Here is a 15283-nt window from a genome sequence, read left to right on the forward strand (position 1 = left end):
TTGTCGGGGGTCCACAAAGAACGCGAGTGAGAGTCGAGTCACACACACGGGTGCGCTTGAGTGACACGGCTGAGCTTATAGCCCCTCTGGAGGCGATCTTCCGCGACGGAGAGTAGCTTCGTCAGCACGGTAGGGAAGTTGAATGGAGGACATGATGGGCATCTTCGGCCGTAAGAACGACGACGCCTCCGAGGCTCCGGCACCGAGCGCGGACCTGGCCGCCCTCACCGGCGACTACACGATCGACCCGGCGCACTCGACGCTCGGCTTCACCGCGCGCCACGCGATGGTGACGAACGTGAAGGGCAAGTTCACCGACTTCACCGGCGAACTGCACCTGGACGGCACCGACCCGTCCGCGTCCACGGCCTCCCTCGACGTCGTGATGGACAGCATCGACACCGGCTCCCCCGACCGCGACGGCCACCTGAAGAGCGCGGACTTCTTCAAGACGGACGAGTTCCCGTCGATGACGTTCCGTTCGACGAAGGCGGAGTCGCTGGGCGGGGAGGAGTACCGGCTGACCGGGGACCTGACGATCCTCGGCACGACCAGGCCGCTCACCATCGACCTGGAGTTCAACGGCGCCGCGAAGGACCCGTTCGGCAACGAGCGCGTCGGCTTCGAGGGCCGGGCGGAGATCCTGCGCTCGGAGTGGGGGGTGACCTGGAACGCGGCGCTGGAGACGGGCGGCGTCCTGGTCTCCGACAAGATCAAGCTCAACTTCGACATCTCGGCGATCAAGAAGGGCTGATAACCGGTCGTCGAATCGGTCGTCCGGGGCAGTTTCTGTCTCTTCCTGGCAATCGGAACCAACTGTGACTCTTGGGTCGTATTCCGGGCATCACCCAGGCTCGGAACCACGCACCGGGAGGCAGCTTGAGCAAGATGTCAGGTCCGCAGAACTACCCCGGCGCGGACCGGGGCCACTGGTACCAGACGAAGTACGGCGGCAGCTCGATGGAGGTCAACGTGGTGGTCCTCCATACGACGGAGGGCCGCAGCCTCCCCGACTACCAGGGCGGCGCCTCCGCCCCCAACCTCACCGCGCTGCCCGACCTGGCCGCGAAGAAGCTCCGCTGGTACCAGCACTTCCAGATCGACGTCTCCTCGCGCGCCCTGGTCAACTCCCCCGGCGGCGTCCAGACGAACACGCTGAACGTGTGCCAGGTGGAGCTGGTCGGCACCTGCGACCCCGAACTGCACGGCAAGTGGAAGGCGAACAACACCCCGCACCTCTACTGGCCGCAGGCCCCCGAGTGGGCGCTGCGCGAGGTCGCCCGCTTCCTGTCCTGGATGCACCACCAGCACGGCGTCCCGCTCAGGGGCCCCTCGTCGTGGCCCTCGTACCCCACGTCGGCCGGCAACCGGGGCGGCCAGCGCATGAGTCACGACCGCTGGAACGGCTTCCGGGGCATCTGCGGCCACATGCACGTCCCCGAGAACTGCGTCCACCCCGACACCCCCGTCCTGCGCGCCGACCTCACCTGGCAGCGGGCCGGCGATCTCCCGGTGGGCGCCGAGATCGTGTCGTTCGACGAGGACGACGCCCCTGACGCCCCCCGGGTCTTCCGCACCGCCACCGTCACCCGCAACGAACCCGGCGTGAAGGGCTCGTACCGGATCACCACCCCCGACGCCGAGATCACCGCCACCCACGACCACCCGTGGCTGGTCCGCGCGGACGGCCGGATCGCCTGGGTGCCGAGCAAGGAACTCGACCCCTTCCGGCACCGCGTGCTGCGGGCGCTGCCCACGAGCGGCTGGGAAGGCGCCCCCGTCGCCGGGGCGGGTGACACGGCCGTCCTCGGGGTCGAGTACGTGGGTGAGCGGCCCATCGCGTCGTTGTCGACGAGTACGCGGACATACGTGGCCGGTGGGCTGCTCTGTCACAACACCCATGGGGATCCGGGGTCGATCGACTTCGAGACGCTGATCAGGTTCGCCAAGGGGGCGTGAGCCGGGGGGAGTCGAGGAGGGAGGGAAGGGGGCTCAGAACCAGTGCGGGCAGTGCGGGGTGCGGTCGGGGCGGAACAGGGCATCGGCGAGGGGGAGGGCGTCCGGGTGGTGGGCCTGGACGCGGCCGGCGCGGGCGAGGGTGGTCGGGGTGGTGCCGCCGAGGTAGACCGAGCCCAGGTCGCTGACGTCCAGGGAGAGGTCCGGGGCCCGGTCCGTCCGTACGCACTCCGCCCCGCCGTCCCTGACGGTGAGCAGGTAGCGGCCGCGTTCGCCGAGGAAGGGGTCGTCGACGTCGAGGACCAGCTCGCCGTCGGTGAACCAGCCCCGGGCGGTCAGGGCGCGCGGGACGTCGAGGACGCGGACCCAGAGCCAGTCGCCGTGGCCGCTCGCCTCGGCGGCGCGGAAGTCCTCGAACCGCCAGCGCAGGGGGTGGCCCGGCGGGAGCTGCTTGAGGACGACCTTCTCGACGAGGTCGTGGTCGAGGACGTAGCGGGCGAGGGCGGTGAACGCCTCGTCGGTCACGGCGATGGTCTCGTCGACGGAGAGGGTGCCGCTGTCGACGGTGTAGCCGGCGTAGCCGTCGGGGGTGCCGTCCTGGGCGCGGTGGACGGCGATGTAGCGGTGGGCCGGGGCGATCGGGGGCTGGCCGGCGCGCGTGGCCCACCAGCGGTGGGGGCGGGACAGGGCGCCGGGCTGGGTGCGGCGGTGGCGGTCGTAGATCTCTTCCATGAGGTCCACGGCGTCGTCGCGGCGCAGGACCTCGACCGTGCCCTTGTCCTCGTGGGGCCGCGCGAAGGCCGACCGGTGGCGCTGGACCGTCAGGCGCTCGTTGTACGTCGCCGGGCCGTAGCCGTACCTGCGGTAGATCGTGGCCTCGGAACACAGCAGGACGGCCAGGGCCTCGCCCCGGGCGCGGACGTCCGCGAGCTGGTGGCGCATCATCGCCGTCAGCACGCCCTGGCGGCGGTGGGTGGGCACGACGCCGACGGCCGAGACGCCGGCGACCGGGATCACGTGCTCGCCGGGGAGGGTGAGTTCGAAGCTGTAGGCGCCCGCCGTGCCGATGAGCTTTCCGTCGTCCGCCACCGCGAAGAAGTTGCGGTCGTGCTCGTGGGCCGCCCACCAGACTCCGCCGCCGTCCTCCGCGCGGGGTTCCGGGAAGAGGCCGAACGCGGAGTGCATCGTGGTGACGAAGAGGTCGTGTTCCTCTTCGGTGGTGGGGCGGATGTGCATGGGTGCGGGTGCCTTCCGGAGGGGGGTGGTTGTTGTCGTCAGGGTGCCGTGGTGGTGTGCGGTGAGGTCAAGCCAATTACCGGGTGCGGGCGGCAGAATGGGGGGATGCGCGGGGATCACATCGATTTCGGGGGCGCGACCTTCTACGGGCCGGTGTACGGGAAGGTCAAGGGCGGGGTCGTGGCGGTGCCGGTGTCGACGCTGCCCGGGGCGCCCGAGGGGTTCACCGGGCGGGAGAGGGAAGTCGCCGCCGTGCTGGGGGCGTTGGGGCGGGAGCGGGTCGTCTCCGTGTCCGGGCTCGCGGGGGTGGGGAAGACCGCGCTCGCCGTGGCCGTCGCTCATGAGGCGCGGGGGCGGGGGATGTTTCCCGGAGGTGTGCTGTTCGTCGATCTTCGAGGGTACGACGAGGTTCCCGTGAGCGCGGAGCAGGCCGTGTCGTCGTTGCTGCTGGCGCTCGGGGTGCGGGAAGGGGAGTTCGCGCGGTACCGGAGTGAACTGGCGTCCCGTGAGGCGATGTTGGTCGTGCTCGACAATGCGGGCGGGAGTGAGCAGGTGGTGCCCCTGCTGCCCGGGGAGGGAGCCGGGCATCGGGTGTTGGTGACGTCCCGGGACGTGCTGGATTCGTTCGCCGTGGGGTCCGTGGTGGTGGAGGCGTTGTCGGTGGGGGCCGGTGTGGAGTTGGTGGGGCGGGTGTTGGGCGGGGATCGGCGGGTTTCCGAAGAGGGGGGTGCCGTACGGGAGTTGGTGGAGGTGTGTGGGCGGTTGCCGTTGGCATTGGTGATCGTGGCGGCGTTGTTGCGGCGGCGACGGGGGCTGGGGGTCGGGGAGTTGGTGGCGGAGTTGAGGGGGGCGCGGGATCGAGTCGGGGCGTTTGTGGCGCGTGGGGTGGATCAGTACGGGAGGTCGCTTGTGTTGCGGCCGGTTTTTGATGCGATGTACCGGAGGTTGGGGGTGGAGGCGGCTCGGGTTTTCGGGGTGTTGGGGCTCGCGCCGGGGGAGGTGATCCGGGCGGATGTGGGGCGGGTGTTGGCGGGGGTGGGTGAGCGGGAGTGGGGGGTGGTTGTTGATGATTTGGTTGCTGCTTCGTTGTTGAGTGTGGTGGGGGGTGGTGGGGAGGGGTGGCGGATGCATGACTTGGTGCGGGTTTATGCGGCTTCTCGGGTGTCGGGGGAAGTGGCGGAGGAGGCCAAGAAGGCTTTGCTGCGCTTCTATTCGGTTCAGCTGGAGGCGGCCGACGCGGTCATCGAGAACCCCAACGTCCTGCTGCGGGAGATGTTTCCCGGTGGGCAGGAGGAGGCTTTGGGGTGGTTCGAGACTGAGCGGACGGGGTTGATCAACGCGGTGTCGTGGGCCGAGGGGGGTGATGCGCGGACTGCGGTTCTCGTCCTGCGTCTCTCCCGCACCCTCATACCTCGCCTGGGCGCGTATCGGGCCCTCGACGATGTGACCAGGGTTTCGGGGATCGCCAGGGACACGGCACGGCGGCTGGGGCGACCGCTTGACGAAGCAGCCGCGTTGGGAGGTCTCGCCTTCCTGCTGACGGAGTTGCGCAGGTTCGACGAGGCGATCGGCGTCTGGCAGCAGGCGCTGAACCTGCAAGACGGTGCCCCGATAGGGCAGGCCAAGGCATGGAGTTACATGGCGGCCACGCTGAGCGGCCTGGGCAGGTTCGACGAGGCAATCGACACCTGCGCGAAGAGTCTGCGGTACCACCTCACGCTGGACGACCGGCCCCAAGTGGCCACCACCCGAGCCCAGTTGGCGATGGTGCTCGCCGAGAGCGGGCGGCTCGACGAGGCGTGCGCCATGTCGTACCAGGCGGCCACCGAGTTCGAACAGCTCGGCATGGCACGTGAGTTGGCAGATTCTCTGCACAACTTGGGCAATGGCCTGCGACTCCTCGGCCGCCCGGCGGAAGCGCTGCCGCACATCGTCCACTCCTTGCGGATCCGGATCGAACTCAACGACTGGCGCTACAAGACGAACACCTGGATTGTCCTCGGTTTCCTCTTCCTCGACCTAGGCCAGCCCGACAGAGCGTTGCGGGCATTCACCCGCACCCTGGACTGGAGCGCTCTCCTCGGGGACAAGTACCAAGCGGCTGTGGCCTGGGCGAATATCGGCACCGCCCTGGGCAACCTGAAGCGATATCGCGAGGCGGTCGATGCCTGCGGAACGGCCATCGAACTCGGTGCCGCCCTCGAAGAATGGCGGATCGTCGGCGCCGCGCACTTCGCAATGGGCTCAAACCTGTTCCGGAAGAAACGGAAGCGGGATGCCACCCGTTCCTTCCAAGCCGCCGCCGACGCCTACGAACGCGCCGGCATGTCCGAAGCGGCAGCCAACATGCGGGAGTTGGCAGACGGGTCGTAACTCATCCTCGGCGTCACCGCGAATTCACACCATACGATTTTCCCGGGGTTCCGCTCGTCCACGCCCCACTTGTCCGCGAGGGCGGTGACGAGGCGGAGGCCGCGGCCGTGTTCCGACTCCGGGGCGGGGTCGGGGAGATGGAGTTCGCCGGGGCCGCTGTCGTGGACCTCGACGCGGAGGGTGTTGTCGGGGTGGAGGGTGAGGCGGAGGAGGAAACCCCGGCCGGGGAGGACGCCGTGGAGGAGGGCGTTCGTGGCCAACTCTCTGACGCAGAGGAGGACTTCGTCGAGGCGGGTGGTCATGTCCCAGTCCGTCAGGGCGTAACGGGTGAAGTGGCGGGCCTTGGTGACCGAGCGGGGGGTCCGGCGGTAGAAGGCTTCGCGGGTCTGGGGAGTTTGGTCGTTCACGGGATCAGGGTCGACCCAAGTCACTACTGTGAACCAGGGAGTGAGGTCGTAACACGGTTTATTACGACCTTTTCGTGAGGACTTCGGGTGTGGCCGGGGAAAAGGAACTCGCATGAGCTCACGCAGGAGGAAGCGGCCGAAGAAGCTGGGATCGTGGGTAGCGATCGGTCAGTTGGTGGCCCATCACCGGAAACTCAAGGGGTACACGCAGGAGCAGTTCGCCGAGGTGGTGAAGCTTAGCGTGGACACGATCGGCTCGATCGAACAGGGGAGAATGCCACTTCAGTTCGACCGGGCGGAGCAGTTCGACCAAGTGCTCGGAACCAATGGGACGTTCGCCTTTTTGGTGAGCAAGCTGGCGCTGTGGGAGAAGATCCCGTTGCTCGTGCAGAACTTGGGGACGTACGAGCGGGAGGCCATCGCCATCCTGACGTATCAGGCCCAGGTGGTTCCGGGATTGCTTCAGACCCGGGACTACTGCCTCGCCACCTTCGCCGCCCGGCACCCCGCCCTCCGGGACCAGACCGCCGAGGAATGGGTCAACGACCGCATGGAACGCCAGCAGATCTGGGAGGACGAGGAGCCGCCCATCGGGCACTTCATCATCGAGGAGAGCATCCTGCGGCGCCAGGTCGGCGGCCCGGAGGTCATGCGGGCGCAGTACCGTCGCATCCTGGAACTCTGCGAGCCGCAGCACATGGCGTTCCAGATCATGCCTATGGACCGCATGCCGCACGCCGGGCTCGCGGGGCCGATGACGCTGCTGGAAACCTTCGAGCACCACCGCGTCGTGTACGTGGAAGTGCAGACGGTCAGCTTCCTGGTCGATGACCTAGACGAGGTCAGTGACTATCACCGCAAGTATGGAATGCTGCAATCACAGGCTCTCTCGCCCGGCGAGAGCGTGGACCTCCTGGAAGGACTGCTCCGAGAGCTATGAACAACCTCGCGTGGTTCAAGTCGAGTTACAGCAGCAACGAGGGCGGCGAATGCCTCGAAACCGCTTACACCTGGCGGAAGTCGAGCTACAGCAGCAACGAGGGCGGCAACTGCGTCGAGGTCGCCTCCCACCCCTCCGCCGTCCACATCCGTGACTCGAAGAACCCCGCCGGCCCCGTCCTCACCCTCGCAACTTCCGCCTGGACCAGCTTCCTTGGCTGCCTAGACGGCTAGCCCCGGAGGGGGGTGGCCTGAAACTCCCCCCTGCCCCGGCTCAAACCCACCCCTTGCGCCAGCACTTACCGTTTTCTCATAATCCACCGAAAGATCCTTGACGTGCCCACGTCAGCGATCGGTACCCGTTGCAGGTCCGTCACGCGTCATACCCCCCTCACGGAAGGCAACAACGGTGAAGAAGCTCCTCACGCTGGCCAAGAGATGTATGGCCGCCGCCGCGGTCACCCTCGCGGTCGTCAGCCTCCAGCCCCTCTCCACGGCGACCGCCGCCCCCGCACCGGTCGTCGGCGGAACCCGCGCCGCGCAGGGCGAGTTCCCGTTCATGGTGCGTCTCTCCATGGGCTGCGGCGGCTCGCTCTACACGTCCCAGATCGTGCTGACCGCCGCGCACTGCGTGAACGGCACCGGCGCGAACACGAGCATCACCGCGACCGCGGGCGTCGTGGACCTCCAGTCCAGCACCGGCCGCCAGCAGGTCCGTTCGACGTACGTCTACCGCGCGCCGGGCTACAACGGCACCGGCAAGGACTGGGCGCTGATCAAGCTCGCGTCGCCGATCACCGGCCTCGCGACGCTGCCGATCGCGACCAACACCACGTACAACACGGGGACGTTCACCGTCGCCGGTTGGGGCGCGGCCGTCGAGGGCGGGGCCCAGCAGCGGTACATGCTGAAGGCCAACGTGCCGTTCATCTCCGACGCGACCTGCCGTGGCTACGGCGGGCTGTACAACGGCCTCGTCGCGAGCGAGGAGATCTGCGCCGGGTTCGCCGCGGGCGGCGTCGACACCTGCCAGGGTGACTCCGGCGGTCCGATGTTCCGCCGTGACGCGAACAACGCCTGGATCCAGGTCGGCATCGTGAGCTGGGGCGACGGCTGCGCCCAGCGCAACGCGCCCGGCGTCTACACCGAGGTCTCGACCTTCGCGTCCGCGATCGCGTCGGCGGCCCGCACTCTCTGACGCCGGCCGCGCCGTCGTCGTCCACGCCTTCGCGGCCCCCGGGAACCCATCCGTTCCCGGGGGCTGTGCGATGCCCGCACATCCGTTGTCACGAGATGCGTTCCTGGAGGTGGATCGTGACCTCGTCGCCGGGGCCCTTGCCCAGCAGGTCGCGTACGTCGGCTCTGACGGGGAGCTTGTGTGTGCCGTCGCCGAGGGCCATGAAGGAACTCCGGAACGGGTGGCCGTCGATCGTCCCCCGGATCTTCACCAGGCCGCGGGTGCCGAAGTACTCGGCGGACCCGGGCATCACCACATAGGTCCAGCCGCCGTTGTTCGGGCTCTTCCGCAGGGTCGCGGTGAACTCTTTGTCCAGTGCGGTCATGGCACACGCTCCTTCTCGGCGGTCGCTCACACCCGTCAAGACCCGCGCGCCCGGCAGAACTCATCGCTGCGGCCTCCGTATCGCGGGCGTATCGGAAAACGAATACGCCGCCGCAACACGCTTCCGGCTTCAGTGGGGCTCCGGAAGCTGATCACGACGAGGGGAGAGGGCCGTGGCTGTGGACGGGCGATGGGACCGGCGTGCGCTGCTCCGGGGAGCCGCCGTGGTGGCCGGTGCCGCCGCGAGCACGCCGCTGCTGGGCGGGGTGGCCGGGGCGCGGGACGCCGAGGACGGGGACGCGTTGTTCAGGGCCGGGAAGTTCGAGCAGGCCGCCCGCGCGTACGAGGAGGTGCTGGCGGGCGACCCCGCGAACCTGCACGCCGCCCGCCAACGCGGGTACGTCGGGCTGCTGAGCAACAGGTTCCCCGAGGCGGAGAAGTACCTCACGGCGGCCCTCGCCCTCGCGCCCGACGACAAGCAGACCAACGAGCTGCTGGCCGACTGCTACCTCCGGCAGGACAAGTTCTCGCTCGCCGCACCCCGCTGGAAGGCGGCCGGTGAGGACGCCATGGCCGCCTGGTTCGCGGCGGTTCCCGGCGACGCGTACCGGATCCACGGCGACGTCGGGCGGGTGCCCTGGACGCGGATGGATCCGGAGCCGCAGATCGAGGCCACGGTCAACGGCGGGCCGCCCAGACGCTTCACCTTCTACACCGGCGCGCCCTGGCTGAGCCTGTCCCCGGAAGCCGCCCAGGAGGCCGGGGTGCGCCCCGTGCACCAGGAGAAGAGCGAGTTCGAGGGCCGCGTCGTGCGGTCGTACTACGGGGTGCTGGACTCCTTCGCGCTGGGCGGCATCGAGCTGCGCGGCGTCCCCGTGGCCTGGTCGGACTCGGGGCCTGCCCCCGGTGCGCCCGCCGCTGCCCACGACGGCATGATCGGCACCTGGGTCTTCTACCACCTGCTGACGACCTTCGACTACCGGGGCCGTCAGCTGATCCTGCGCCGCCCGACCACCCGCGCGGCCCGGGAGGTGCGCGCCGCCGCCACCCGGGCGGGCGCCGAGCCCCTGCCGCTGTGGCTGGCCCGGGATCACTACGTGCACAGCCTGGGCAGCATCGCCGGTTCCGGCCCGCGCGTCGTGGGCGTGAACCTCGGCGGAGGCGGCGAGGCCGTCGCGGGCATGCCCGGGGAGGTGGCCAGGAGGCTGGGGGTACGCACCGACCACGACCGCCCGATCGAGACCGGCGCCCAGGGCCACCCCGCCACCACCTACCCCTGCTACCCGACGCGGATCCGCCTCGGTGACGCCGTCGCCGACCACGTCTACTGCGAGACGAACCCCGGCATGCCGGTCAACGTGCCCTGGCCCTACGGCACCGGCATCGACTCGACGGGGTGGTTCGCCCACGCCTTCTTCAAGCCCTACGCCGTCACCCTCGACTTCACCCGCATGAGCATCTACATCGGTCGCGGCGAAGCCCCCTGATCGGCGGGCCGGCGTCTCCCGGCGCGGGAGGCGGGGCCGGTGTGTGCCCCGCCTTTCGCTTTCGTGACCCCTACTCCGCCGGGGTGACTCCCGCGCGCAGCAGGCCGTACGTGTACGCGTCCTCCAGGGCCTGCCAGGAGGCGGCGATGACGTTCTCGGCGACGCCGACAGTCTGCCACTCGCCGGAGCCGTCCGTGGTGGAGATGAGGACGCGGGTGGTGGACTGGGTGCCGTGGACGCCTTCGAGGATGCGGACCTTGTAGTCGACGAGGTCGAGCTTGGCGAGCTGGGGGTAGATCTTTTCGAGGGCTACGCGCAGGGCGCGGTCCAGGGCGTTGACGGGGCCGTTGCCCTCGGCCGTCGCGACGATGCGCTCGCCCTTCGCCCAGAGTTTCACCGTCGCCTCGTTCGCGTGGCTGCCGTCGGGGCGGTCCTCGACGATCGCGCGCCAGGACTCGACGCGGAAGTAGGTGAGCGGGCGGCCCTTGACCTCGGAGCGCAGGAGGAGTTCGAAGCTGGCGTCCGCCGCTTCGTACGTGTAGCCCTTCAGCTCGCGTTCCTTGACGCGGTCCACCACCCGGCCGACGAGTTCCCGGTCGCCACCCAGGTCGACGCCGAGTTCCTTGCCCTTCAGCTCGACGGAGGCCCGGCCGGCCATGTCGGAGACGAGCATGCGCATGCTGTTGCCGACGAGCGCGGGGTCCGTGTGCTGGTAGAGGTCCGGGTCGACCTTGATCGCGGAGGCGTGCAGGCCCGCCTTGTGGGCGAACGCCGAGACGCCGACGTAGGGCTGGTGCGTGGAGGGCGTCAGGTTGACGACCTCGGCGATGGCGTGCGAGATCCGGGTCATCTCGCGCAGCCTGCCCTCGGGGAGGACCCGCTTGCCGTACTTCAGTTCCAGGGCGGCGACGACGGGGAAGAGGTTGGCGTTGCCGACGCGCTCGCCGTAGCCGTTCGCCGTGCACTGGACGTGCGTCGCGCCCGCGTCCACCGCGGCGAGGGTGTTGGCGACCGCGCAGCCGGTGTCGTCCTGGGCGTGGATGCCGAGGCGGGCGCCGGTGTCCGCGAGGACCGTCGCGACGACGGCCTGGATCTGGGCGGGGAGCATGCCGCCGTTGGTGTCGCACAGGATGACGACGTCGGCGCCCGCGTCGCTCGCGGCGCGGACGACCGACTTCGCGTACTCGGGGTTCGCGCGGTAGCCGTCGAAGAAGTGTTCGCAGTCCACGAAGACGCGGCGGCCCTGGGAGGTCAGGTGGGCGACCGTGTCCCTCACCATCTCCAGGTTCTCGTCCAGGGTCGTGCGCAGGGCGAGTTCCACGTGGCGGTCGTGGGACTTCGCGACCAGCGTGATGACCGGGGCGCCGGAGTCCAGGAGGGCCTTGACCTGGGGGTCCTCCGCTGCCTTCGCGTTCGCTCGGCGGGTCGCGCCGAAGGCGACCAGCTGGGCGTGCTTGAACGTGATCTCTTCCCGCGCCCTCGCGAAGAACTCCGTGTCCCTCGGGTTCGCGCCCGGCCAGCCGCCCTCGATGAAGCCGACGCCGAAGTCGTCCAGGTGGCGGGCGATGGCCAGCTTGTCCGCGACGGTGAGGTTGATGCCCTCGCGCTGGGCGCCGTCTCGGAGGGTGGTGTCGAAGACGTGGAACGAGTCGTCGGTGTCGGTCATGGTCGGGGGCTCCTGATGTTCCTGGAAAACGAAAAGACCCCTCGCGGGATGCGAGAGGTCTGCGCGCGGGGCACTGCGTGGCTTCAGCAGGGTCCGGCGCGCCTGTTGCCAATAATCGCGGCGAACGAGAGCACACGGCAGTGTTGCACGGGTTGGGGGTGGGGCTAGGGGGTGTCTCAGAATGCGGGCGGAGTGTGGGACGCGCCTAATCGTCTGCCAGGTGAGGGTAGGGGGCGGGTGCGGGTGCGTCGTGGTTGTTCGCGCAGTTCCCCGCGCCCCTGAAGGACTTCGGGTGCGGAAAGTGGGGGCTGGTCGCGCCCACGCGGCGGTAGCCGCACATCAGACACAGCCCCGCACCCCTGAAGGACTTCGGGTGCGGAGACTGGGGGCTGGTCGCGCCCACGCGGCGGTAGCCGCACATCAGACACAGCCCCGCACCCCTGAAGGACTTCGGGTGCGGAAAGTGGGGGCTGGTCGCGCCCACGCGGCGGTAGCCGCACATCAGACACAGCCCCGCACCCCTGAAGGACTTCGGGTGCGGAAAGTGGGGGCTGGTCGCGCCCACGCGGCGGTAGCCGCACATCAGACACAGCCCCGCACCCCTGAAGGACTTCGGGTGCGGAAAGTGGGGGCTGGTCGCGCCCACGCGGCGGTAGCCGCACATCGACACAGCCCCGCACCCCTGAAGGACTTCGGGTGCGGAGACTGGGGCTGGTCGCGCCCACGCGGCGGTAGCCGCACATCAGACACAGCCCCGCACCCCTGAAGGACTTCGGGTGCGGAGACTGGGGGCTGGTCGCGCCCACGCGGCGGTAGCCGCACATCAGACACAGCCCCGCACCCCTGAAGGACTTCGGGTGCGGAGACTGGGGGCTGGTCGCGCCCACGCGGCGGTAGCCGCACATCAGACACAGCCCCGCACCCCTGAAAGCACCCGCTCCCGCCTGCTTCCGAGCTCAGCCCTCGATCTTGTGCATCCAGCCGTGCTTGTCCTCGGCCACGCCCCGCTGGATGCCGAGCAGGGCCTCGCGGAGGCGGAGGGTGACCGGGCCCGGGGTGCCGTTGCCGTGGGTCCACTCGTCCGTCTTTGTTTTGGCGGAGCCGATGGGGGTGACGACTGCTGCGGTGCCGCAGGCGAAGACCTCGGTCAGGGCGCCGGAGGCGGCGTCCGCGCGCCACTGGTCGAGGGTGATGACGCCTTCTTCGGCCGTGTAGCCGAGGTCGTTCGCGACCTGGAGGAGGGAGTCTCGGGTGATGCCCTCCAGGATGGAGCCGGTGAGTTCGGGGGTGATGATGCGGTCGCCGTAGACGAAGGCGACGTTCATGGAGCCGGACTCCTCGACCTTGGTGCGGGTGACCGCGTCGAGGTAGACGACCTGGGCGCAGCCGTGCGCGGCGGCCTCGGCCTGGGGGAGGAGGGAGGCCGCGTAGTTGCCGCCGGTCTTCGCGTCACCCGTGCCACCGGGGACCGCGCGGACGTGGTCTTCGGCGATCCAGATCTTGACGGGCTTGACGCCGCCCTCGAAGTAGGCGCCGGAGGGCGAGGCGATGAGCATGAAGAGGTATTCGTTGGCCGGGTGGACGCCGAGCGCGGCCTCCGTGGCGAACATGAAGGGGCGCAGGTAGAGGGATTCCTCGCCGCCGTGCGGGGGCACCCAGTCCGCGTCCTGGGCGAGCAGCGCGTCCAGCGCCGCGATGAAGAGGTCGTCCGGGAGTTCCGCCATGGCCATCCGCCGCGCGGAGTTGCGGAAGCGGCGCGCGTTGGCCTCGGGGCGGAAGACGGCGACGGAGCCGTCCGCCTGGCGGTACGCCTTCAGGCCCTCGAAGATCTCCTGGCCGTAGTGGAGGACGGCGGTGGAGGGGTCGAGGGAGATGGGGCCGTACGGGACGAGCTGGGCGTCGTGCCAGCCGCGGCCCTCGGTCCACTTGATCGTCACCATGTGGTCGGTGAAGTGCCGCCCGAACCCGGGGTTCTTCAGGATGGCCTCGCGCTCGGCGGCGGCCAGCGGGCCGGCGGATGGCTTGAGCTCGATCGTGGGCGTCGTCATGACTGGTTGTCCTTCACCGGTTGTAGTGACGGCCGCGCACACCGTCGTAACAGCTCTCCCGCATTTCGCGGCTCCGCGTTCGATTATCGCGCGGATGGCGACGAGCACGGCGAAACGGGGTGTTTGCGGCCTGGGGCAATGGTTTCACCCGGCGGAGGAATGGCGAAAGCCGCCGGGTGCGAGATGCGACCCGACGGCTTCGGCAGCGCGGGCCTATCCGGCTACGCGTACGACGAGGGCGTCGCCGATCTCGGAGGTCGACCGCGCCGGGAGGCTCGCGCGCTCCGTGAGGTCGGCCGTGACGGCCGCCTCGACGCGGGCCGCCTCGGTCTCGTAGCCGAGGTGGCGCAGGAGCAGGGCGACGGAGAGGACCGTGGCGGTGGGGTCGGCCTTGCCCTGGCCGGCGATGTCGGGGGCCGAGCCGTGGACGGGCTCGAACATCGACGGGAACTCGCCGGACGGGTTGATGTTCCCGCTGGCGGCGACGCCGATGCCGCCGGAGACGGCCGCGGCGAGGTCGGTGATGATGTCGCCGAAGAGGTTGTCGGTGACGATGACGTCGAACCGGGCGGGGTCGGTGACGAGGTAGATCGTCGCCGCGTCGACGTGGATGTAGTCGGTGGTGACCTCGGGGTACTCCTCGGCCACCTTGTTGAAGACGTTCGTCCACAGGTGTCCGGCGAAGGCCAGCACGTTGTTCTTGTGGACCAGCGTGAGCTTCTTGCGCGGACGGGCCTGCGCGCGGGCGAACGCGTCGCGGACGACCCGCTCGACGCCGTACGCCGTGTTGACGGAGACCTCGGTGGCGACCTCGTGGGGCGTGCCCTTGCGGATCGTGCCGCCGTTGCCCGTGTACGGGCCCTCGGTGCCTTCGCGGACGACGATGAAGTCGATCTCCGGCTGGCCGGCGAGGGGGGTCGCGACGCCGGGGAGCAGCTTCGACGGGCGCAGGTTGACGTGGTGGTCGAAGAGGAAGCGGAGCTTGAGCAGGAACCCGCGCTCCAGGACGCCGGACGGCACCGACGGGTCGCCGATCGCGCCGAGCAGGATCGCGTCGTGGGCCTTGAGGGCGTCGGCGTCGGCGTCCGTGAGGGTTTCGCCGGTCGCGTGGTAGCGCTTGGCGCCGAAGTCGTACTCGGTCGTCTCCAGCTTCACGTCCTCGGGGAGGACGGCGGAGAGGACCTTGAGGCCCTCGGCCACGACTTCCTGCCCGATGCCGTCACCGGGGATCACTGCGAGATCGATGCTGCGAGACATGTCGGCACCCTACTCCGGGTCCCAGTGCGTGACACGGGGCGTCCGCGATACGGACACCCCGTGCCCCTCGGGCGCGGCTCCCGAACAGGGGTCGATCAGCTCTCGGCGCCGCCCTCAGTGCCCCGTCTCACCGCCGTTGTCACGGCGGTCGAGCGCCCTCTGAAGCGCGGCCGCGGCGTTCTTCCGGTCGTTCTCGCTGGTACGGGACACGTGGCGGACTCGGCGGCGGACGGTCGTCTCGGCCATGGCTGATCGGCTCCTTCTTCACCAAGGGGGCTACTACGAGACGCCGGTCGGGCGGGAAAGCTCACGGACCGCAGGGGTGGCTGCGTGAAGGCCCGGCTCACATCCGC

14 protein-coding genes are annotated in these 15283 nt (G+C 69.5%); 7 read left to right on the forward strand and 7 right to left on the reverse strand.

From position 1 onward, the window contains the following. The first annotated feature begins 154 nt into the window (after window positions 1-154). Both IAG44_RS11365 and IAG44_RS11370 read left to right on the forward strand, forming a co-directional pair. Window positions 155-754, forward strand: a complete 600-nt coding sequence (locus tag IAG44_RS11365; RefSeq protein WP_187752619.1) for a YceI family protein — start codon at window positions 155-157, stop codon at window positions 752-754. Between the two features lie 134 nt (window positions 755-888). Beyond that, window positions 889-1959: a Hint domain-containing protein gene (locus IAG44_RS11370; protein WP_187752620.1), complete on the forward strand. Its 1071-nt coding sequence runs from the start codon at window positions 889-891 to the stop codon at window positions 1957-1959. A 33-nt stretch (window positions 1960-1992) separates the two neighbouring features. Here IAG44_RS11370 and IAG44_RS11375 read toward each other — a convergent pair whose 3' ends face one another. Beyond that, window positions 1993-3192: a GNAT family N-acetyltransferase gene (locus tag IAG44_RS11375; protein ID WP_187747012.1), complete on the reverse strand. Its 1200-nt coding sequence runs from the start codon at window positions 3190-3192 to the stop codon at window positions 1993-1995. Between the two features lie 54 nt (window positions 3193-3246). Here IAG44_RS11375 and IAG44_RS44245 point away from each other — a divergent pair, with 54 nt between their 5' ends. Then, window positions 3247-5565 carry an ATP-binding protein gene (locus tag IAG44_RS44245; protein WP_187747013.1) on the forward strand — a complete coding sequence of 773 codons (2319 nt, stop codon included), beginning with the start codon at window positions 3247-3249 and terminating at the stop codon, window positions 5563-5565. On the opposite strand, the gene IAG44_RS11385 is transcribed toward IAG44_RS44245, so the two are convergent. Then, on the reverse strand, window positions 5502-5972 hold the full coding sequence (locus IAG44_RS11385; RefSeq protein WP_246561642.1) for an ATP-binding protein: 471 nt from the start codon (window positions 5970-5972) through the stop codon (window positions 5502-5504). The two genes, IAG44_RS44245 and IAG44_RS11385, sit on opposite strands and share 64 nt — an antisense overlap. Before the next feature lie 112 nt (window positions 5973-6084). Between IAG44_RS11385 and IAG44_RS11390 the strand changes: the two genes are divergently transcribed. From IAG44_RS11390 to IAG44_RS11400, 3 genes are all read left to right on the forward strand, one after another. Further along, complete coding sequence (locus IAG44_RS11390; RefSeq protein WP_187747015.1) at window positions 6085-6912, forward strand: helix-turn-helix domain-containing protein; 828 nt, start codon at window positions 6085-6087, stop codon at window positions 6910-6912. After that, window positions 6909-7145, forward strand: coding sequence for a DUF397 domain-containing protein (locus tag IAG44_RS11395; protein WP_187747016.1), 237 nt, complete (start codon window positions 6909-6911; stop codon window positions 7143-7145). Before IAG44_RS11390 ends, IAG44_RS11395 begins: the two co-directional genes overlap by 4 nt. 175 nt (window positions 7146-7320) lie before the next feature. Then, window positions 7321-8109 carry a S1 family peptidase gene (locus IAG44_RS11400; RefSeq protein ID WP_187747017.1) on the forward strand — a complete coding sequence of 263 codons (789 nt, stop codon included), beginning with the start codon at window positions 7321-7323 and terminating at the stop codon, window positions 8107-8109. Between the two features lie 88 nt (window positions 8110-8197). On the opposite strand, the gene IAG44_RS11405 is transcribed toward IAG44_RS11400, so the two are convergent. Beyond that, a complete protein-coding gene (locus IAG44_RS11405) occupies window positions 8198-8473 on the reverse strand; it encodes a DUF1905 domain-containing protein (RefSeq protein ID WP_187747018.1) in 276 nt (91 codons plus the stop codon). 172 nt (window positions 8474-8645) lie between these two features. Between IAG44_RS11405 and IAG44_RS11410 the strand changes: the two genes are divergently transcribed. Beyond that, window positions 8646-9959, forward strand: a complete 1314-nt coding sequence (locus IAG44_RS11410; protein WP_187747019.1) for an aspartyl protease family protein — start codon at window positions 8646-8648, stop codon at window positions 9957-9959. 70 nt (window positions 9960-10029) lie between these two features. On the opposite strand, the gene cimA is transcribed toward IAG44_RS11410, so the two are convergent. The 4 genes from cimA to IAG44_RS44250 form a co-directional block, all read right to left on the reverse strand. Then, on the reverse strand, window positions 10030-11625 hold the full coding sequence (gene cimA / locus IAG44_RS11415) for a citramalate synthase (protein WP_187747020.1): 1596 nt from the start codon (window positions 11623-11625) through the stop codon (window positions 10030-10032). A gap of 956 nt (window positions 11626-12581) precedes the next feature. Further along, window positions 12582-13673, reverse strand: a complete 1092-nt coding sequence (locus tag IAG44_RS11420; protein WP_187747021.1) for a branched-chain amino acid aminotransferase — start codon at window positions 13671-13673, stop codon at window positions 12582-12584. Between the two features lie 213 nt (window positions 13674-13886). Next, on the reverse strand, window positions 13887-14930 hold the full coding sequence (locus IAG44_RS11425) for a 3-isopropylmalate dehydrogenase (protein ID WP_187747022.1): 1044 nt from the start codon (window positions 14928-14930) through the stop codon (window positions 13887-13889). Between the two features lie 114 nt (window positions 14931-15044). Beyond that, window positions 15045-15176, reverse strand: coding sequence for a hypothetical protein (locus tag IAG44_RS44250; protein ID WP_010356915.1), 132 nt, complete (start codon window positions 15174-15176; stop codon window positions 15045-15047). Window positions 15177-15283: the final 107 nt, after the last annotated feature.

This window comes from Streptomyces roseirectus, assembly GCF_014489635.1.
In the GTDB taxonomy this organism is placed as follows: domain Bacteria; phylum Actinomycetota; class Actinomycetes; order Streptomycetales; family Streptomycetaceae; genus Streptomyces; species Streptomyces roseirectus.